We start from the raw sequence: 20702 nt of genomic DNA, 5'->3' as shown, positions 1-20702 counted from the left end.
CCTGTTTATTCTTTATTCATGTTATACCGGTACAATCTTGAAGGCCGGTGTCCGGCGTCTTTTGTGTATTCATCCGTCTCAGTCACACTGTCGGCGATCTTCCTGCGGAAGGCTGCGGCCAGTAGCTCTTTGCCCAGAATAATCTCATAGACCCGCTGTAGCTCAGACAGGGTGAACAGCGGAGGCATCAGATTAAAAATAATGTCTGTATACTCAACCTTGCCGCGCAGGCGTTCAATCGCGTACTGAACCATCAGCAGGTGATCAAAGGCCAAGCCGTCGCTCTCGATGATCCGGCTATGCGATTTGCGGACATGCCCTTGGACAGTCACTGTATGCTTAACCACACCGGTAAGTGTTGTCTGCTCATTTTGCAGCGTAATTCGGATCATTGTCTCCAGCTCGAATCCCTGATTAAGCTCCGTGCGGACCGTATCGAGTAATTGATGCGTTACCTCAAACCACACGGCATCATCCGCATCATCGCCTGCCTGTACATTCAGCGTCGTCCGGTCAACCAGCGCCATATATGAGCAGCTGATGACACGCATACGCGGATCACGTCCTACATCCCCCCAGGTATAGAGCTGCTCCATGTAAATGTTATCAATATTCGTCTCAGTATAAAGCTCTCTTCTCGCGGCATCCTCAATGCTCTCCTCTACAGAAACAAAGCCTCCCGGCAATGCCCATTGTCCAAGGTAAGGATGCTGGCCTCTCTTAATCAGCAGAAGCTGAAGTGACTTCTCAGACAGCTTGCGGTAGTTATTCTGCTCCTGCTCCATTACGGTAAAAATCAGCATATCAACCGTTACGGACGGGCGCTCATACGCCCCGGCATCATAGCTTTGCAGAAACTGCCCTTCCGTCAGTCCCTGGGCATCGGTTATCGGTTGCTTATTCATACAACGCTCCTTTTCTGCTTGTAAATAGTATCTCACCTTATTACTACATTGTTATTATCATATTGTCATTATATACATATAAGCTATGCGGAAGTCAAGTATATATTGGTTAAGTATGGATGGAACAACACGAAAAAAGCCTGATTGCTCAGACTTTCCGCTCATACCGCTATTCAATTCACAATTCATAATTCACACCGGCTCAATATGTACCAGCACATTAGAAACCTTATACTGTCCCTTTAACTGTTCCTCGATCTCTTCAGTTATATCATGGCTTTGCACCACATTCAGGCTGGGCTTGACTAGCACCGTTGTATCGACCAGCACATTGTTGCCGTGGACTCTCGCTTTAATATCTTTGATGGATTCCACACCGGCAATTCCCGCGACCGTCTGCTTCATCAGCTCCAGCTGTCCGGCATCAAAGCCGTCGGTCAGGTCATGAGTAGCCTTGCTGAAAATGTCCCAGGCCGTTTTGCAGATCAGCAGGCCGACAATAACCGCCGTTACGGGGTCAAGCCATGGCAGGCCAAATTGCGAGCCGAGAATACCGGTAAAAGCACCCATGCTGACCAGCGCATCCGAACGGTTATCCTGCGCCACCGCCTGCATTGCGTTACTGTTCAGCCTGCGGGCCAGTCTAATATTGTACCTGTATACGATCACCATAACCGCTGCGCTGCCTGCAGCCGTCCATGCGGCAATCAGGTCAGGCGTCTCCAGCACCGGCTGAATGAACTTGTTCACACCCTGGTACAGAACTTGAAAACCTACAGCAACCATGATGAATGAGGCAATCAGTGCGGCAACCGTCTCTGCCCTGAAATGCCCGTAGCTGTGATTGGAATCCGGAGGCCTTCTCGATATTCTAAGACCGATCAGAATGGCGATAGATGCAATGATATCGGTGCTGTTGTTAAGTCCGTCCGCAAGCAGCGCCTGGGAGCCCGAGTGGGTCCCGATCAGCAGCTTGACCGCAGATAACACTATGTACGCTAGCAGGCTTAGCCAGGCTCCTTTTTCACTTTGTTTGATGTCGCTGTAGTTATCCAAAACAAAAGAACCTCCAAAACAGTTAGTATTGTTCCATACTACACGCTGGCATCCGGGTGGGTCTAGAGAAACAGTGTTGCCGGGCGGCGTAATAGTTAACCCTCCTAAATAGAGTTGGGCAGCCGGAAGTGTGTTGCCGCACGCAATATAGTTTGCATCCGTTCAACTTTCATACCATAAGCTGTCAGCACAATCATAACTTTGACCGTAAATGTAACTTTTTTCAAAAAAAAGAGTCTATAAAGAGAGAGAAATTTCCAATGTATACATTCCGCTCAAAGGGAGAGTTGTTATAATGGGATATACAAAAAAGTACAAAGCAGCTACGATATTAGCCATCGGTGCTATAATACTGCCGCTTGCTGCGGGCTGGCTTGCCCCTAATGCTTCTGCTGAATCCGCAATCATCACTTCAGGCAATCCCTATTACACGAAAGTTTCTGCACCAGTCCTCAAACCGCTATGGAGCTTCACTATTGCTGCTGTAAAAAATCCGCAAAGCACACAGACCGTGACAGCTCTCGCCGAAAACGGCACCGTATTTGCCCTTCAGAATAACTACAAATTGATTGCACTAAAGGCTGCTACCGGCAAAAAAATGTGGGAGTTCGGCAGTGCCCTTGCCCCGCTTTTCATCTATAACAGCGGAAATATTTACGGGCTTACACAAAAGGGCTCACTCTATGCCGTCAAGGAGAACGGTACAAAGCTGTGGTCAACAGATCTTGCGTTGCCCAATGCCTCCAGTATCCAAAAAATCGGCAATACCGTTTATGTCACCCAGGGAATCTACCTTGCGGCAGTTGATGCAGTAAGCGGTAAGCTCAAATGGAAGATCAACGAAAACAGCGGCTACTTCGGCCTTGATCAGCTTGCCCAAGCAGACGGAGTAGTCTTACGCACCTATATTGGTGAAAGCGTCTTAGCCCTTTCATCGCTCGTTGCCTACGATGCAGAATCCGGCAAAAAGCTGTGGGAGCAGTACCGCCACGAACTGCCGCTGGCTATAAAGGACGGCCTTCTATACTCCGTGAAGAATCTGGCAATGCTGGATGAAGATCCGGTGAACCGCAAAATCCCCGTATCCGTGATCAATGTGAAAACCGGCGAGATCAAAGGCGAGCGGCAATACCGCTGGACAGAAACAGCCGACCCGGACATCGGGTTCCGTTCTGGAGGTGCATACGGCTCCGCTTTTCTCGAAGGTGACAGCCTCTACATTTTCCAAGGAGATACACTGGCCAGGTATGACTTCTGGAAGTATTCGGCAGACGGCAAACCGCAGCAGGTATGGGAGCAGGCTATCCTTGAAAGTGAAGCTCCACTCTACAAAGTCCACCAGCAGCGGATGTTGTTTATCAATTACAGGGACCAGTCCCTTGCTGCACTCAAATTAGCCAACGGACAGGTAATGCGGCTCCCGGCTGGAGAAAATCCGGCGGTTCAGCTTGATATCTTCGGCTCCACCATATACACAGGGCAATCCGACGGGCTGTTTCATGCCTACGATTTTATCAGCTTCAAACCGCTGTTCACCGTTAATACCGGTTCACGCGATTTTGCGCCTACCCTCAAAACAGGCAGCACGCTGATCGTGCGGAGCGGAGGCAAGCTGATGGGCATCAAGCTTCCGGCGTCAATTAAATAATCCATTATGCTTACAAAAAAAAGACACGGGTACTATCCCTGACGGGGATAATCTCCGTGTCTGTCTGAGCGCGGTTATTCAGCCGGCGGTGTAAAGGAACGGGCTGCAAATTCACTATCCAGCATATAGAAAGCATTGCTGTCCGTCTCAATCCGTCTGAGCTTGGCGATAATATTGCTGAACAGTGCCTCTTCCTCCACCTGCTCATCAATAAACCATTTAAGGAAATAGATCGTGGCATGCTCACGCGCATCCAGCGCCAGATCAGCCAGGTGATAGAATTTCTTGGTGTTCTGCTGCTCGTGGGCATAGGCATGCTCGAATGCATCCAGCATGGAAGTGTAAGTGTTGTTCGGCTCAGGCAGTGCAGCCAGAGTGGCGCGGTAGTCACGGTCATTGAGGAATCTGTAAATCTTCATCGCATGGAACCGCTCTTCCTCGGCCTGTACCAGGAAAAAGTTAGCGAAGCCGTCCAGGCTTTCACCGGAACAATAAGCAGCCATAGCCAGATAGACATGAGCGGAATAAAACTCAAAGTTCATCTGTTCATTGAGTGTCTTCATTAAATCTTCCTTCATTAACACGCCACCTCATCCTTGTAAAATTAGTTACCTTATAAACCTATGTACCACTTAATCTTATACATCTTATCATCATGGCAGGTTAATCTGCAAATGAGAGAAAGGACAACTGAAATGATTCATCTCTGCCGGAAAAATATACCTTTAACCGTTTTTCTCTCTGCACTGCTTATCTCTGGCTGCGGCAGCAATACTACCGCTGTCGGGATATCTCCGCAGGTACCGGATGCCACCGGCACTTCAGCACCGTCAAGTGCAGGAGCCTTGCAGGCTAATACTCCGCAGCCGCAGGCTACACCGTTAATTTCTTCATTGCCAGCCTCACCCTCTTCCGCACCAGACGGCAGCAATGATGCCATTACCCGTCAAATCGCCGGAATGACGCTGGAGCAGAAGATCGGACAGATGCTGCTGGCTGGTATTGACGGCAGGGAACAGGGGAGTGAAGCCAGACGGATGATTGCTGAAGATCAGATCGGCGGAATTATTCTGTACAAGGATAATATAAGCAGCCTCAAAAGCATGGTCAGTCTTATCAATGATCTTAAAGAAAGCAACAGCAGTAATGATATACCGCTGTTCATGAGCGTTGACCAGGAAGGCGGCAAAGTCAGCAGGATGCCTGAGGCGTATGCAGTAATGCCCGGTAACAGCAGGGTGGGGGCAGCAGATAGTCCGGAAAGTGCCCGGATGATGGGCAGCCTGCTGGCCAGACAAGTACAGTCCGCCGGCTTCAATATGAACTTTGCCCCTGTGCTGGACATTAACAGTAACCCTGATAATCCGGTTATCGGAGACCGCTCCTTCGGGAATACTGCTGAGCTTGTAACCCGGCTTGGTATAGCCGAAATGCAGGGAATCGCCGGGGAAGGCGTTATTCCGGTTATCAAGCATTTCCCGGGTCACGGTGACACTTCCGTTGACTCTCATCTTGAGCTGCCTGTGGTGAATAAAAGCGCTGCCCAGCTAGCACGGCTGGAATGGCTGCCATTCCAGTCGGCGGTCAAGGACGGTGCGGATGCCGTGATGATTGCCCATATTCTGTATCCGCAGCTTGACCCGGACAAGCCCGCTTCCCTCTCTGCAGACATCATTAGCGGCCTGCTCCGGGAACAGATGGGTTTCGGCGGGGTTGTTATTACCGACGATATGACTATGGGCGCCATCACTGATCACTATACATTGCCTGCCGCAGCAGTAGATACTGTGCTGGCAGGCAGCGACATTCTGCTGATTGCCCACGGCTATTCCAACGAGCAGAAGGTACGGGCAGCTCTTCTGGATAGTGTTCATAACGGAGTCATCTCTGAAGCGCGTATCGATCAGAGCGTCCAGCGGATTCTGGAGCTGAAAGAAAAGTATCAGCTTACGGACAAGCCCGCCGCAATACCTGACCTGACGATACTGAATCAAGACATTAAGAAATGGCGCAGAGCCTTAGCCGAATAAGGACTGTCTATGGAAAAAGGGAGCTCCGGCATCATCTGCCGGAGCTCCCTTTATATTATCACCTGCTATTGCAGAACAACCGTATCTCCTGCCTTTAAGCCGGTCAGAACCTCTGTCTTATCAGAGGTCTCTAGACCAATTGTAATCTCCTGGCGTTCATACTGCCCGTCCCCTTTATCCAGCATAACAAAGGCCTGTTCTCCTTCATGAATAACAGCCATACTGGAAACGACCACCGCATTCTCCCTGCGCAGGGTTTCAATATCCCCGCTTAGGCTAAGGCCGCCGATCAGGCGTTCGTCCGGCTGCAGTGAGATTACAACCTCGAATTGCGGAATTTGACTGGCTGAATTTTGCCCTGTAGTATTAGTCGCAAATTTCGAAACCTCGGTCACTTCACCGCTCAGGATCAAATCCTTCATCGCGGTCATTTTGACGTTAACCTTCATCCCCTGCTTGATTTTGAATATATCCTGCTCTCCGACAGAGGCGATGAATTCCAGCTTGTTCAGGTCGACAATTTTGCCGATATACTGGTTGTCAGACACCGTCTGGGGCCGTTCCGTACTGCTGTCATACAGGAATATTCCTGTTGCCGGTGCATGATAGATAGCAGTGTTCAGCTTGGTTTTTTTATCCGCCAGATCCTTCTGCTGGATTTCCGCATTCACCTGGTTCAGCTCTTCATTCAGCCTTGCTGCCTCTTCGGCTGCCAGTGCCTTCAGGCGCTCTGCCTCAGTGCCGATCGGAGCCGCATTTTCATCCTCCTGCTGGCTGACAAAGTCGTTAAGCTCTGCTTCCAGCTCAGCCTTGCGGATTGCAGCCTCCGTCTGGGCAATCTCGTTCTTAAGCGTGGATTGGTCAAGCGTAAAGAGCACATCCCCCTTCTTCACCTGCCCGCCGTTCTCCACCTTCCAGCCGGTTACCTTGGAAGCAAAAGGTGCATATACGAGTGTCTCTTCCTGATATTGTGATTTTCCTTTAACCTGAACGGTGCTTGTCATGGTCTCCTCGGTCACAGGAAAACTGATTACCTGCGGCGGCTCCATCACAACCTCCGCCTCTTCACCTTTGAATATTTTTCCGTAGAGCATGTACCCTGCGCCTATAATGATCACCGCGATAATAATCCATTTCAGGCTGCGCTTTAATATCCTTTTCATTCCCCTGCTTCCTTTCAGCTTGAAATACAAAATCGGTCAGGCATTAATCCCGTTTAATTGCTGTAAGCGCATCGGTTCTGGAGGCACTGATTGCCGGATATATACCGGACAGAACGCCTGTCATAATTGCAAAGGCCAGTCCGACCGGAATGGTCGTTAACGGGATAACGAAGTTCAGGCTGTCCCCTGCAGTGCCCACCAGCTTATTAAGACCCATGATAATCAGATACGAGAACAGTACACCAAGCAGGCCCCCAAGCAGGCCCAGCAGAGCAGCTTCCGTAATAAACATATTGCGGATCTGCCCCATGTTGGCGCCAAGCACCTTCATGATCCCAATCTGCCGCCTGCGCTGGTGTGTGGACATGGTCATGGCTACAATGATGGAGATCGAGGCAATAATCAGAATGAATACCCCTATACCTAGCGCAGCCATTTTTATCATATCGAACTGCTCTTTAAGCATCTCCTGCTGATACAGATTGTCCATGGCATTCAGATTGAGCTTCTGAATCATGGCTTCAACCGATTTGATATTATCTGTGCTGTCAACCTTGACTGTAACCGTTTTATAGCTGTTTTCTTCCACATTCGGAGTCATACCGTTATTAGTGCCGAAAGATAATTGCTGGGTCAGCTGGGCCGCCGTTTCAAGCGACACATACATAATTTTTTCGTAGGAGGCACGCAGATCATCGGTTCCCTCCGCTGTAGCCAGTATACCGCCGACCTGCAGCGCTGAGCTGAGCCTGATGTTCCCTTCGGAAGTGGAGTAATCTGTGGCCTGCAGCTGTACCTGCTGCCTGTACATCTCGGAAGGAAGGGTTGACATTCTGTTATATTGGTCCATCAGATCGGAGCTGAACGGATCTGCTCCCATCTGCTCATACAGCTTCTGCCGGGTCTCGTTGTCTATCAGTCCGAGGGTAGCACCATAATTCAGCACGACCATGCCCGGCAGATCCGTAACACCGCCCTGCTTGAACTTAAAGCCAAACTCGGTTAACATCCGCAGGTCCGTCGCTTTGACCTGAACATCGGCTATTTTGTTATCGACAGTCAGCATCTGCATATAGCCGGCATCTTCAAAAGGTGCAGCGGCTACTACATGATTCAGGCTCTTGATGATCTCCAGCTTCTGGGCAGTCAGCTTGCCCGGGTCCAGGTTCTCATTGCTTTCTCCAGAACCTCCTCCGCCTCCTCCTCGTGAAGGAATGCCCCCGCCGGGAGTTACGGTGATTTCATCCATTTTGAAATTCTGGTTAACCTGATCGGTTACATAGGTCTGGGCGGATTGCCCGATGCTGAGCGCCACGATAATGGCGGCACAGCCAATCGAAATTCCTGTCATACACAGTCCGGTAACGACCTTGCGCCGTTTCACCTGATCCCAGGCCATCCGGGAAATATCCCTGATCTTCATCCGGCGCCTCCTTCCGCAGACTCCGCATCTGCTGGCGGCTGTTGATTATTGATCAGATAGCCGTCACGCAGGGAGAATGTACGCTGCATCTGCTCTGCAACCTCCAGTTCATGTGTGACAACAATAAAGGTTGTCTTCAGCGACTGATTCAGCTTCAGCAGAATTGCAATAATCTCTTCCTCAGTCTTGGTATCCAGATTCCCGGTCGGCTCATCCGCGAAGATAACGGAGGGCTCCGTAATCAGCGAACGGGCGATACTGACCCGCTGCTGCTGGCCGCCTGACAGCTGGGACGGGAACAGATCCGCCTTGTCCGGGATGCCGACCTGCTCCAGGAGCGCCAGCGCTTTTTGCTTGCGGACCGAGGGCGATACGGACTGGAATACGAGCGGCAGCTCAACATTTTCACGTACCGTAAGGCTTGTAATCAGCTCGTAAGCCTGAAAGATAAAGCCGATATGCTTACGGCGGAATTCCGCCAGCTTATTCTCCCCCATCTGGACGATATCATGGTCGGCAATGTAGATATGGCCTTCCGTCGGCTTCATCAGCCCGGCCATCAGATTCAGCATGGTGGACTTGCCTGAGCCGGAGCTTCCGAGCAGCGCGACCATCTCACCTTTGTTAACTGTAAAATTAATATTGTGCAAAACTGTCGTCCATTCGTTGCCGGTTTTGAACGAATGCTTGATATTTTCAACTCGCAACATGGGTGCTGCTCCTTTACGGACTTAGAATAGAACGTTATTTTCCTGTCTCTTTCTCCTCATCTTCAACCTTCGGCAGCGGGATAAAGCGCATAGTGAAGGTCTGGCCGCCCAGCTCCTGGCGTTCACCCTGGAATTCATCATATACCGTCAGTTTATAAGAACCGCCTGTGATCTGCCGGTAGAGATTCTTGGTAAAAGACACGGCAAAATTATGATTAGTCCCTTCTGTCAGCTCCGTACCGATTGCCAGTACCTTGTCCTGAGATTGGCCGAATGGATCTGTAATCCGCAGAACCAGCTTATGCTCTGATTCTCCGGCATCATAGCTGTTTTCCCGCGTCAGATTGTAGGTAATGTTCAACGTTACTGTATCACTGGCTTCCACATGGCTCGCATCTGAGGTAAGGACATTTAAAGTATAAGGATAAAGGACGACGTTCTGTAGATTGTTAGCAGGAACAACAGCTCTTGGTGTAAGCGGCAGTGAGGCTACATTAATAAATCCGGTTGCTTCCTCTCCGCTCTCGCTAAGCCTGCCGCCTGTGACGCCAGATCCCACATACAATGACACATCCGTTGTACTTGCCGGTTTAGGCAGCTTAGCCCACAATGTAACCAGCTGCTTGCCGCCCGGTATCGCCAGACTGTCAGACTGGTTCACCTTGGCCTCATAAAATTGCCCGTCCGCTGTTTTGAAATACGCCTGCAGCCGGGCCATCTTGCTCTGCCGCTTCTCGGCGCTGGTCATCAGCACCTCAGTGTACAGAATATTATAGTTGCTGCCTTCATAGACGGTAGTTTTGTTCTCCTGTACTGCAGCATTTTTGCCTTTGCCGGAAATAGAGTAGCTGTCCCCGCGCTTCAGCTGGTCTACACTGCTTATAAAGCTGGTTGTACTGAAGTCGAGGAACGGAATACTTTCGGTTTCCGATTTGACGCTTAAGTTTACCCGCACATTGTTGAACTCATCAGTATACGGAATTTTGGTTATCAGCGAAATATCGGCATATTTGCCCGGAGCAAGTACCGCAGCCTCTTTATCCATAAGCAGGTCTGTTGTTGCCGACAGATTATCGGTATCGAGCTTCAGCGCTCCTTTGAGCTCAGGAATCGTCAGATTTACAGCTTGCGAATTGGTTATTCTTACCTTGGCAAGGACAATGTCATCATTCTTCCAAGGATAACGCTGCAGCGATTGCAGGCTGTAGGCGAATGAGCCGTATTGGTTCGTTGCTCCATATTCCTGGCCGCTTCGTACGTCAGCCTTAAGGGTGTATGGAATAGTGAAATAAGCAACCGGGAAAATCAGCTTCCCGGAGGCAGCGCCTGTATCACCTGTACCGGAAGTACCGCCGTCCGTTCCGGCAGCAGCGGTAACAGCTTCAATCATCTGCAGCTGCAGCGAGGACTGCTCCACCTGTAACGGAATTTCCACCGTCAGCGGAACCACCTTTGTCTCCATCGGCTTCAGGGTAAGACCGCTCAAGCCTTTGGCATTAACCGGAAATGCCGTTCCTTTGGCTGACTTCACAGCCAGCTCATAGGCAGGCAGTGTCACTGCTGTATTTCCGGTATTCTTAAGCTGCAGCTGGAATGCCCAGACCGCCGTGGCATCCTCTGCAAAGACAGAAGCTCCGGTGAGCTTAGTGTCGACCGTGTTGTTGTTTACGACGATTTTTTTGACGGCACCGCTGGCTACGACCAGGTTAGGCGTACTCGCTGCCGGAAGCTTAAAGGAAGACCTGGGAAGCTCAAGCTTAAGCGCCTCATCCTTCTGCGTGAACTGCAGCTTCATATTGGCGGTATTCAGATAGGCCGGAATTTCGGTCAGATAATAGATACTCTTTTTTTCCTGCGGCTGGATCTTATAGCCGGTCTGGGAGCTGCTGAGCGCAAGCTCAAAGGCTGTTCCGCTGGCTGTGACCAGATAGGCTGTGTAACCCGGATCGCCGAGCACTTTACCGCCTTTGTTCGTAATATTGACGCCTGCTTTGGCATATACCTTGCCGCCGTATTTGTATAGCTCCAGCGATGCTGCACTTGCCGTAACCGGAATGTCATTCATCTTAGTATCGAGGCTCTTGCCCGTTGCCACCATGTTGGAATAAGCAGCCGGAATGGCAAAGGAACCGGCATGCTTCAGGTACCCCTTGCTTTTGGCATCCCACACATACATGGCAATTTTGACGCCTGATAGGGATTTTGTCTGTCCGATATTCACATAGTATGTAATACTCATACTGTTCTTGGCAGCAATCTTTTTCTTCGTAGCGTCTGCGGTTACCGGATTACCCGGGATTACCGAGCCTCCTGGAGTGACAACGCGCGAGAAATAACGCTGCAGATTCACAGTTGAACTGCTGTTATTCGTAATCTTCAGGGTGTAAGCCAGTATGTTACCGCCGGACTGCGGCCAGATGTTGATGTCTTCAATTGCTGCTGTAACTCCAGCCGCCATCGTAACCGGATTAATTTTGACTGCTGCTGCAGTGCTGGCCGCAGCCTGTGTGCCTGCAGCCTGGGCTGCGGGTACCGCTATTCCCCCGGCAGCCTGAACCAAGGCCAGGCTGCTTAAGAGCAGAACGGCCGTTCTTTTTCTGAACTCTCTCATTGATATCCTCCCAGAAATATTTGCTAAGGTTATTATAGTTGCTGACAACCAGGGATTTGTATCCAATTTGTAACTGTTCCGGCTGTGTTGTAACCTTTTCCCCCTAAATACGCCAAAAACAGCATAATGGTTGCTGTTTTCTGCACAGGCTTTGTTAACTTTATCTTCCCTTTCAACAGATTATGAGCGGAAAGAGCGCCGGTACTGGCTTGGAGGCAGACCTTCTGCCCCTCTAAATACTTTAATAAAATAGCTGGATTGCTGAAATCCGCTTTGCAAAGCGATCTGCTCTACAGGCAGCTCGGTTGAAACCAGCAGCAGCTTAGCCTTGGCCAGACGGCATTCGCTTAAATAGCGGTTGGGCGTCTTCCCCATGGTGGAACGGAACAGCCGCAGAAAATGATAGCTGCTGTATCCTGCCAGCCTTGACATGCTCTCAAGCGTCCAGGGCCGTTCACATTCATTATGGATCAGATCGGCCGTACGGCGGATTGAATGACGGATTTCCAGCGGTACTGAGCCGTGCAGCGGTTCGGAATTCTGCAGCAGGGTAACCAGAATTTCATACAGGACAGCTGACAGGCGCGGCTCGCTCCTGGTCTCATAGGCTGCACTGAGGCCGTACATCTCCTCGAACAGCTGTTCAAGACCGGCGTTCAGATCAAAGGTGAAGAAATAGCCCCGTGACTGGTCTGCCTCCTCCAGCAAAGGCAGGGAAACCGAGGTGCTGAAGTGAACCCAGCGAATCTCCCACGGCTGCATGGGGTCTGAGCCGTACTGCTGATATGCTCCGCGGGAGTAGAGGAAGCCGCTGCCTTTTCCCATTGGAATCCGTTCCCCGTCCTGAAACACGTATCCGGAGCCGTCAAAAACCAGATGCAGATTGTAGCTGTTAAGCATCCCCTCACTCCTGCGGACAGCATGCTGCGGGAATTCGCTGTAATGTCCGATAAAATCCGGATAACAGACATAATGGGCATAGGCCGGAGCCGGGAGTACCCGTTGCTTCATCATTACATTACCTCTTTCCGCCTCTTAACACCGGGCACGCAATATAATCATATAATAGCAATATTCTGTTATATAAGATATATCACTGCTGCCATTACAATAGATTCATAGCAATAATAAAGCATCTTTTTACATTTGGAGGTTATTATGAAGAAACCCGTTGCTGATAAGCAGTTTGAGCTCGGCGTCTGTTATTACCCGGAGCACTGGCCGGAGGAAATGTGGGATGATGATTACCGCCGTATGGTGGAGACCGGATTCACAATTGTCCGGATGGGCGAATTTGCCTGGTCCATCTTTGAGCCGGAGGAAGGCAGCTTTCAATTCGGACTGTTCGACCGGGCCATTGATCTGGCGCATAGCCATGGACTTAAGGTCATTCTGGGTACACCGACAGCCACACCGCCGGCCTGGCTTACTTATAAATATCCTGAGGTGCTGAACGTGAGCCAGGAAGGTGTAACCCTTCAGCACGGCATGCGGCGGCACTATAATTACAGCAGCCCCAAATACCGTGAGCTGTGTGCCCGGATTGTAACTGAGATGGCCGGGCATTATGCCAATCATCCGGGTGTTACCGGCTGGCAGATTGATAATGAGCTGAATTGCGAGATCAATGTTTTCTATTCTGAAAGCGATCACACCGCCTTCCGCGAATGGCTGAAGCAGAGATACGATACGCTGGATAAGCTGAATGAAGCCTGGGGAGCTATATTCTGGAATCAGACTTACTCGGACTGGTCACAGGTCTTCCTGCCCCGCCCTACTCCTGTTCCACATCAGCCGAACCCGCATCAGGCGCTGGACGAGAAGCGTTTCATCTCAGATAATACGATTTCCTTTGCCAGGGTACAGTCCGATATTCTCCGCGCTAAGGCGCCGGACCAATGGGTGACAACCAACGGCTTGTTTGGCCATCTTGACAGCCATGAGCTTCACGATGAACAGCTGGATTTCTTCAGCTACGATTCATATCCGCAGTTCTCAAGCATCCATTCCGATCCGGATGAGCAGAATCCGCTTGCTGACCGCAGCTGGAGCCTGTCCTTGTCGGTCATCCGTTCAATCAGCCCGAACTACTGCATTATGGAGCAGCAGTCCGGTCCGGGCGGCTGGGTTAACCGGATGGACATGCCTTCACCTAAGCCTGGGCAGATGCGTCTGTGGACTTACCAGTCTATTGCCCACGGCGCGGATATGGTGCTCTACTTCCGCTGGCGTACAGCTACCATGGGCAATGAGATTTACTGGCACGGCATTAATGACTATCACAATCTGCCTAACCGCCGGGTCCGCGAAGCTTCTGCTGTCGGCAAGGAGCTCGCTGCAGCAGGCAGCACCATTATTGGCACAAAGGCTCAAGCCTCAATTGCCATTGTGCGTGATTACGATAATGAGTGGGATGGCGAATATGATATCTGGCACGGGCCGTTCATGTGGCAGAGCAATAAGGAGTGGTTCAAAGCATTGCAGCATAAGCATATCCCGGCGGATGTAGTGTATATGCGCAGCAAAACCACCGCCAAGGAGCTGTCCCGTTATGATGTACTCGTCTATCCGCATCCGGCCATCATGACCGATGCCACAGCTGCTGTACTGGATGAATACGTGCAGCAGGGCGGTAAGCTCATCTTTGGCTGCCGGACCGGATACAAGGATTCCAGGGGGCAGTGCTATATGCGCGCATTCCCGGGAGCTGCCAAGGAGCTGTGCGGGATAACCGTTGAAGAGTTCACTATGGTCAAAGGCAGACGACTCCCTACAACAATCAAATGGACCCAAGGCAGTGAAGAGCTGACCGGTGCTGATTCGTTTAATGATATTTTGCAGGTAGAAGCTGACACTGTCGAGGTAATGGGTACGTACGCCAGTGATTATTATGCCGGCAAGCCTGCGGTTACCCGTAACAAACGCGGTCTTGGCGAGGTATGGTATTACGGGGCAGTATTCAATGAAGAATCGGCACTGCGCATCATCGACAGCCTGGAGCTGGCTTCCCCTGCTGCTGATTGGCTGGAGCTCCCGTCTGAGGTAGAGCTGCAGATCCGCAGCAGCGAGTCTGCCAGCCTGACCTTCCTGCTCAACTATAATGAGCTGCCTGTCGAAATTCTGCTCAAGGAGCCGCGCACCGATTTGCTGACAGGCCAAACGCTGAACGGTAAATTTATTATGGACGGCTTCGGCGTTCTGGTGCTGCAATAACGGGTGTCTCGGGCCGCTGAAGCTGCCAGGTTAGGCATCATATACGTAAAAAAGGTCCCGCCGCATGATTTTCATGCGGCGGGACCTTTTCTGTTCCGGCTGCCCGCTGAAGGGGCGTGAAGATTTCCCTTGCCAAGCTGCGGAAAGTATAAGATATTAAGATAATGCGTTTTTCCGGCAATACGTTAAATCATGACAGCCCGAAAGGAGGCCGTAAACATGAAATCCGAATCTGTACAGGCGGAGCTTCCTGCTGCCGCACCCGTTAGCGAGGACAGCTTCCTGCAGGGGGTGAAGGATTGTATTCCAACTCTGCTCGGCTATCTGAGCATCGGCTTCGCCGCCGGTGTTGTCGAGAAGACCGCCGGCCTCTCCCTGGCCGAAATCGCCTTGATCTCGACTATACTATATGCCGGGTCAGCCCAGTTCATTGCAGCCGGGATGATCGCAGCCGGAAGCACAGCGACCAGCATCATTATTACAATTCTGCTGGTTAATCTCCGCCATCTGCTGCTGAGTGCAGCTCTCTCGCCTTACTTTCGCCACCTGACGCCGCTGCGCAACCTGCTGATCGGCACGCTGCTGACAGATGAGACCTTTGGCGTGGCGATCCAGAGAAGCGCGAACAGGAAGGCCATCAGCGAGAAATGGATGCACGGCCTTAATATTACCGCATATCTCAACTGGATCATTGCCAATCTGGCCGGTGCTGTGCTCGGGCAGTGGATCTCCAGTCCGGAAGAATGGGGGCTGGACTTCGCCCTGCCGGCCATGTTCATCGGACTGCTGGTGCTTACGCTGATCAGCAGAAGCAGATATGCGCTGGATATTACAGTCGGCCTCATTGCTATGGCTGTAGCGGTCGGCCTGTCCATCCTGTGGTCCCCCAGCATTGGCGTTATTGCTGCTGCGGTAATAGCCTCAACGATAGGAGCTGTGATCGAAAAATGGAAGTAAGGCTTGATATCTTTCTGATTATTCTCGGAGCCGCGCTGGTCACCTTTATCCCGCGGGTGCTGCCGCTAATGCTGCTCAGCCGGATTACCATTCCCGGATGGGGAATGCGCTGGCTGAACTACATGCCTATCGCTGTAATGTCCGCGCTCATCGCCCAGGAGCTGTTCATTGACGGCGGGCGGTTCTCGGCGCTCTCCACCAATGTGGAGCTGATTGCTGCCCTCCCGACCTTCTGGGTTGCCGTCAAAACCCGCAGCCTGCTGGGGACTGTCATCACGGGTGTGATATCACTACTGCTGCTGCGGCTGGTATTCTGACCAGCGTAATCTGTTGCCTGCTGCAGTAACCCTTCTTACCACTAGAGATCACAGCTAGAGATCACAGCTTCAGCTGTTTTTTCAGCTGCTCCAGTAGCACATCCTCCTTGCCTGAACCGGCTGTCTGGCCATATCTCGCTTCATTGTACAGCTGCAGCAGCTCTGCAGGGGAAGCCTCGCTGCCGCTGCGCTCCCCCTTTCGGTTCTGCTTCCTGCCTCCCGACCATTCAGCAATATCGTCACCGGTCTCCTTGGGAGTCAGGTAGGCTTTGACCTCATAACCTCCAGACGCCCTGGCCGTCAGCCAGTGCCGGTACAGCCAGCGCACACGCTCACGGCTGCCCTCCATAGCCTCCCAACGGTCACTCCTGCTTCCGCTCTTCAGCCGGCTGCGCCAATACTCACGGAAATTCTGCACCGTTTTCTCCCAGGCAAAAGTACTCACCTCTTCATCCTGATAAGCAGCCTGCTCCTGCTTATTTTCCCTGCGCAGCATGGACAGCAGTGCATCAACCGCCCGGCGGAAAATACCGGTGCTGTTCCTGTACAGCCAGCGCAGGCCGAAATATATGGCAGCGATAACGATTACAGCCGCAAGCCCATAAAAGAGCACATCCAGAATTGCTGACAGCAATCCGGGCTCTTTCTGTTCGATTTGCAAAAATTCTTGTGAAGAGGGCATATCCTGCCGGGTTAAAGGGACGTCCTCTGACTTGGAGAATAGCCTGGAGAGCAAACCAAACAGCGTATAAACGGCACCTAACGCTACTGTTGCGATTGCTTTAACGGCCCCGGAAGCCAATAATACCACTGCAATAATAAATAACAGCATGAACATCTGGTTATACCGCCGCATTCCGGGAGGCAGACGTTTGGTTCCTGCAGCGAATATATTATAGTTCATGAAGCTGGTATTAGAATTCAGCAGGGCCAGCACAAGACAAGCTCCGCCGCACCAGGTCAACAGAGTCAGACTATGCTGAAGCTCAGGAACCCTTGCATAAATAATGACCGCTGCAAAATATACCATGAGGCCGATCGCATAGGTTTTGATCCCATGCTCCCGGTTAGCCGCGTTCATTCCCAGATACGCAAATAGTGCACTGACAACCATAAACGGAATTGCATCAGGCTCCATACCCCCTACTATAAACCCTGCTGCTGCCCCAAGGGGAAGCGCGGCCAGAATCTGCATCCATCTGCGCTTGAACACATGCCGCATTAGTACGCCGGCCAAGGATAATACCGGCAGAATAAAGTACCACGGCAACGAAGCCTGACCGGACTGCAGATATACCTGAAGGAATATCCAGAGCGGGAGAAACAGTAATCCTTCAATCAGACAGGCCAGCCATAACCTTAAGGAAGCCATAACCGGCTCCCCTACCCTGCTGCTCATGCACTATTCCTCCCTTCACCGGGAATATCAAGCCAGGCAATGCCGTTTCCGAGCAGCCTAAGCTCCTCTGCCGCAAGATCAAGCTCAGCCCCCCTGTGGCAGCTGATGATGAGGTAGTCGTTGTCAGACGGACTGCCCTCAGCTTCAAGCTCCAGCAGCCGCGACATCGGAATGGTACGGTCCAGCTGCAGCCGGGCCAGCAGACCCAGCATTTCCGGCAGGCTTCCCGTCGGACCGGCATTTACAGGATCATTCTCTCCGTCCAGCCTTCCATTAGACATCAGTCCGACTTCAAGACCGTGTCCGGCTGCATACTCGGCTACTGTTGCCGCATAGCGGATACCCAGCTCAATCCGTTCTTTATCTGTAATATTGCGCCACATCGCGTCGCTGATCTCCACATTCAGACAGATAATCAGCCTGGCATCGGCGGTGTGATCCTTCTGATGCACCTGCATCCTGCCGGTCCGGGCAGTAGCCTTCCAGTTCATCCCGCCGAGTGAGTCTCCCGGCCTGTACTCCCGGGTTCCGGCCGTCAGGAACGGGTCCTCTACGATCCAGCGCTTGACCGGCAGCTCACCGAGCCAGCTGTGGACAGGCAAAGGCAGCTCGTAGACATCCATCATTGCCGGATATACCAGCAGCTCCAGCTGCAGCGGAAACATTTGGCTTCGGCGGCTCATGCCGAAGAAGTCTCCGGTCGTCATCGTTACCGATTCCAGCCGGAACAGGCCGCGCTGTTCACACCGGATCTGATGCCGGCGCTTGATATGCCGGTAAGACCTCAGATAGAACAGGCTGATATGATTCTGGTAGATCTCACCGCTGCTGACCCCCAGGTTCTCCTGGCTGCCGAATTCAAGCCCCCGGGCAATACTGGATTCCAGACGCAGCCAGGGGAGCGGCAGCAGCTTGCGGTTGGCAATCTCCTCTACCATCTCTATCTGTTCGCCCTGATAGACAGTGGATGCAGAGAAATAACGGGTATAGCTAAGATTTTTGAGTGCGCTGCGCTGGTAAATCACAGACACGAACACCAGCAGCAGCAGTGTGCTCATAATAAGCCAGGGAAGGGACACGGGCTACTCCCCCCTTCCGCCTCTGGCTGCCGATACAGGCTCGGCCGGAACCTCCACTTCGCGAAGGATCTGCTGCACAACCTCTGCAGCCTGCCCCTCCCGTGATCCGGGACCGCGCTGGAGGACCAGACGGTGCGCGAGAACAGGTCCCGCCACAGCCTTAATATCATCAGGAATGACGTAATTCCGGCCCTGGATCAAGGCATAGCCCTGTGATGCGCGCAGCAGCGCAAAGCCTGCCCGCGGACTGGCACCGAGCTTGACAGATTGAGCTTTGCGGGTCGCTTCTACAATCCGTATCATATAAGCCAGCAGATCGTCGCTGATGTTGACTTCAGCAGTCAGGCGCTGGACCTCCTGAATCTGACGGGCATCCGCAACAGCGCCGGTGTCCTCCAGCGGATTGTTCAGGCGGAACCGCTGAAGAATCTGCACGCCCTCCTCAAAAGCAGGATATCCGGTCGTTATCCGCAGCAGGAACCGGTCCAGCTGCGCTTCCGGAAGAGGAAAGGTTCCCTGGCTGTCAACCGGATTCTGGGTTGCTATAACGAGAAAAGGCGCTTCCAGCCCATGCGTTACGCCGTCGATGGTAATCTGGCGCTCCTCCATGCATTCCAGCAGGCTGGATTGTGTCCGCGGAGTCGCACGGTTGATCTCATCCGCCAGCAGAATACTGGCAAATACCGGACCGGGCCGGAATTCAAATTCACCGGTCTTCTGATTGTAGTAATTGATTCCGCTCAGATCAGAGGGCAATAAATCCGGGGTGAACTGAATTCTTTTAAACGGGCAGTCCAGTGACCGGGCCAGTGTCTTAGCCAGCAGTGTTTTGCCGGTACCCGGGACATCCTCCAGCAGCACGTGGCCGTTTGCCAGCAGCGCTGTGAGCAGCAGGTCCACACCGGCTTCTTTTCCTACGATAACCTTTGAGAGATTGCTGCGGATTGAGCTGATCAGCCTGCCAGCCTCTTGAATATTCATGAAGCATTCCACCATCCTATCGTCTATAAGGTATGTACTAAAGCTTAATCATACCAGAAAGCGCATCCATTTTATAATAAATAAGTCGCTGCAATCAGCTGGCAGGCTTATTTATTCTGGATTTGATGAACGCAGCCATAGTGTAATAGACGGGAATACACTCCGCAACCAGCCAGAGTATAACCACCAGGGATGAGCTGAAATCACTGTAATATCTGGTTATGCTGCGGGAATACAGGTAGGCGATGAGCACTGAACAGAAGACCAGGAACGGTACCATCAGCTTTTCCCCCTTCTGCTTCGTCAGGTACAGGGCGCACTTACTGGCTACATAGATCATAAAGGAGCTGTGAATGAACATGGAGGCGGACCAAATGCCGATCAGAATAGGGTCCAGATTACCCAGAATATCGTCATGCGACGAACTGCGCACCATATCAAGATAAGGATACTGAACGTCTTTTCCGAGATGCGGTCCGAAGTTCAGCATAGTAAGCGCCCAACCGGCCAGCACGAGCACCGTCAATACGAATTCAGCCAGCAGAACCTTTTTCAGCAGGTTATTGTTGATCTTAAGCTCTGGCGCGACAAACAGGAGCACCACCCATTCCGCGAACCATGAAGTTACTGTGACGGCATCCTTTATTGTAATGCCCGGATCAAAGTAATGGATAAAAGCCGGAAGCATCTGAAAATTGGCATTTGGCAAAAACAGATACAGCGAAAAAAAAGTAGTGGCAATTAACAGCAGGAAAACGCCGTCTGCCATATAGATTATCGTAGCCACCCCCTTAGCCGCCGTATACGCAATGACTATGCCGATTGCAAGCTGAATAAACAGCGGAGGGGTACCCCGCATATAATTCGATCCGAAGAACAGCACAAAATTTTCTATATCGTAAGAAGTATAATATACGCACCAGCATAACAGTAACAACACCAGCACACGATGTCCCCATTTGCCCATAAACTGGCTGCCAAAATCTATCCAGGAGTCCCCTGTCTTCAACTTACCGGCCTTAATCATAAAAAACAGCAGGACCACCGACATTGCACTGCCGAACAGTATTGATATCCAGCCCTGATAGCCAGAACCGGATACAATGATGGGGATCAGAAATATAGAGGTCCGCGAGTTAAAATAAACCAGACTGAAGCGGAAAATCTGCCAGTTCGTTGTACGCATTGCCCCCCCCTCCTGTTCCCGTTC

The 20702-nt window shown here is 51.6% G+C and carries 17 protein-coding genes; 5 read left to right on the top strand and 12 right to left on the bottom strand.

Annotated features, from left to right (window positions below):
- Positions 1 to 5: 5 nt before the first annotated feature.
- Positions 6 to 905 carry an NUDIX hydrolase gene (locus R70331_RS14210; RefSeq protein ID WP_042176539.1) on the bottom strand — a complete coding sequence of 300 codons (900 nt, stop codon included), beginning with the start codon at positions 903 to 905 and terminating at the stop codon, positions 6 to 8.
- Positions 906 to 1097: 192 nt separating this feature from the next.
- Complete coding sequence (locus tag R70331_RS14205) at positions 1098 to 1961, bottom strand: cation diffusion facilitator family transporter (RefSeq protein WP_042176536.1); 864 nt, start codon at positions 1959 to 1961, stop codon at positions 1098 to 1100.
- Positions 1962 to 2256: 295 nt separating this feature from the next.
- Between R70331_RS14205 and R70331_RS14200 the strand changes: the two genes are divergently transcribed.
- The gene (locus R70331_RS14200; RefSeq protein ID WP_042176533.1) at positions 2257 to 3609 is read left to right on the top strand and encodes a PQQ-binding-like beta-propeller repeat protein; all 1353 of its coding nucleotides are present in this window, start codon (positions 2257 to 2259) and stop codon (positions 3607 to 3609) included.
- A 74-nt stretch (positions 3610 to 3683) separates the two neighbouring features.
- On the opposite strand, the gene R70331_RS14195 is transcribed toward R70331_RS14200, so the two are convergent.
- Positions 3684 to 4187: a ferritin gene (locus R70331_RS14195; protein ID WP_042176531.1), complete on the bottom strand. Its 504-nt coding sequence runs from the start codon at positions 4185 to 4187 to the stop codon at positions 3684 to 3686.
- Between the two features lie 96 nt (positions 4188 to 4283).
- Between R70331_RS14195 and nagZ the strand changes: the two genes are divergently transcribed.
- Positions 4284 to 5639: a beta-N-acetylhexosaminidase gene (gene nagZ / locus R70331_RS14190; RefSeq protein ID WP_231576476.1), complete on the top strand. Its 1356-nt coding sequence runs from the start codon at positions 4284 to 4286 to the stop codon at positions 5637 to 5639.
- 65 nt (positions 5640 to 5704) lie between these two features.
- On the opposite strand, the gene R70331_RS14185 is transcribed toward nagZ, so the two are convergent.
- The 5 genes from R70331_RS14185 to R70331_RS14165 all read right to left on the bottom strand — a co-directional run bounded on the left by R70331_RS14185 (position 5705) and on the right by R70331_RS14165 (position 12560).
- The gene (locus tag R70331_RS14185) at positions 5705 to 6802 is read right to left on the bottom strand and encodes an efflux RND transporter periplasmic adaptor subunit (RefSeq protein ID WP_042176529.1); all 1098 of its coding nucleotides are present in this window, start codon (positions 6800 to 6802) and stop codon (positions 5705 to 5707) included.
- A 43-nt stretch (positions 6803 to 6845) separates the two neighbouring features.
- Positions 6846 to 8225, bottom strand: a complete 1380-nt coding sequence (locus R70331_RS14180) for an ABC transporter permease (protein ID WP_042176527.1) — start codon at positions 8223 to 8225, stop codon at positions 6846 to 6848.
- Positions 8222 to 8935, bottom strand: coding sequence for an ABC transporter ATP-binding protein (locus tag R70331_RS14175; RefSeq protein ID WP_042176524.1), 714 nt, complete (start codon positions 8933 to 8935; stop codon positions 8222 to 8224). Before R70331_RS14175 ends, R70331_RS14180 begins: the two co-directional genes overlap by 4 nt.
- Positions 8936 to 8969: 34 nt before the next feature.
- Positions 8970 to 11546, bottom strand: coding sequence for a hypothetical protein (locus tag R70331_RS14170; RefSeq protein ID WP_042176522.1), 2577 nt, complete (start codon positions 11544 to 11546; stop codon positions 8970 to 8972).
- Between the two features lie 180 nt (positions 11547 to 11726).
- Positions 11727 to 12560: an AraC family transcriptional regulator gene (locus tag R70331_RS14165; protein ID WP_052419055.1), complete on the bottom strand. Its 834-nt coding sequence runs from the start codon at positions 12558 to 12560 to the stop codon at positions 11727 to 11729.
- Between the two features lie 144 nt (positions 12561 to 12704).
- Between R70331_RS14165 and R70331_RS14160 the strand changes: the two genes are divergently transcribed.
- The 3 genes from R70331_RS14160 (at position 12705) to R70331_RS14150 (ending at position 16033) form a co-directional block, all read left to right on the top strand.
- Positions 12705 to 14759: a beta-galactosidase gene (locus tag R70331_RS14160; protein WP_042176520.1), complete on the top strand. Its 2055-nt coding sequence runs from the start codon at positions 12705 to 12707 to the stop codon at positions 14757 to 14759.
- 219 nt (positions 14760 to 14978) lie between these two features.
- Positions 14979 to 15716: an AzlC family ABC transporter permease gene (locus R70331_RS14155; protein WP_042176518.1), complete on the top strand. Its 738-nt coding sequence runs from the start codon at positions 14979 to 14981 to the stop codon at positions 15714 to 15716.
- On the top strand, positions 15707 to 16033 hold the full coding sequence (locus tag R70331_RS14150; protein WP_042176516.1) for an AzlD domain-containing protein: 327 nt from the start codon (positions 15707 to 15709) through the stop codon (positions 16031 to 16033). Before R70331_RS14155 ends, R70331_RS14150 begins: the two co-directional genes overlap by 10 nt.
- A gap of 61 nt (positions 16034 to 16094) precedes the next feature.
- Here the strand turns inward: R70331_RS14150 and R70331_RS14145 are convergent, their stop codons facing one another.
- The 4 genes from R70331_RS14145 to R70331_RS14130 all read right to left on the bottom strand — a co-directional run bounded on the left by R70331_RS14145 (position 16095) and on the right by R70331_RS14130 (position 20678).
- Positions 16095 to 17432 carry a hypothetical protein gene (locus R70331_RS14145; protein ID WP_042176514.1) on the bottom strand — a complete coding sequence of 446 codons (1338 nt, stop codon included), beginning with the start codon at positions 17430 to 17432 and terminating at the stop codon, positions 16095 to 16097.
- Positions 17429 to 18511 (bottom strand): DUF58 domain-containing protein, encoded by a 1083-nt coding sequence (locus R70331_RS14140; RefSeq protein WP_042176512.1) that lies wholly within the window; start codon positions 18509 to 18511, stop codon positions 17429 to 17431. Before R70331_RS14140 ends, R70331_RS14145 begins: the two co-directional genes overlap by 4 nt.
- A gap of 3 nt (positions 18512 to 18514) precedes the next feature.
- The gene (locus tag R70331_RS14135; protein WP_042176510.1) at positions 18515 to 19492 is read right to left on the bottom strand and encodes an AAA family ATPase; all 978 of its coding nucleotides are present in this window, start codon (positions 19490 to 19492) and stop codon (positions 18515 to 18517) included.
- Between the two features lie 94 nt (positions 19493 to 19586).
- A complete protein-coding gene (locus tag R70331_RS14130) occupies positions 19587 to 20678 on the bottom strand; it encodes a GerAB/ArcD/ProY family transporter (protein WP_042176507.1) in 1092 nt (363 codons plus the stop codon).
- Positions 20679 to 20702: the final 24 nt, after the last annotated feature.

It is taken from the genome of Paenibacillus sp. FSL R7-0331, assembly GCF_000758645.1.
Classification (GTDB): Bacteria; Bacillota; Bacilli; order Paenibacillales; family Paenibacillaceae; genus Paenibacillus_AQ; species Paenibacillus_AQ camerounensis.
The sequence above is the reverse complement of the archived record's forward strand: the minus strand, read 5'-3'. Positions and strand labels throughout refer to the sequence as shown.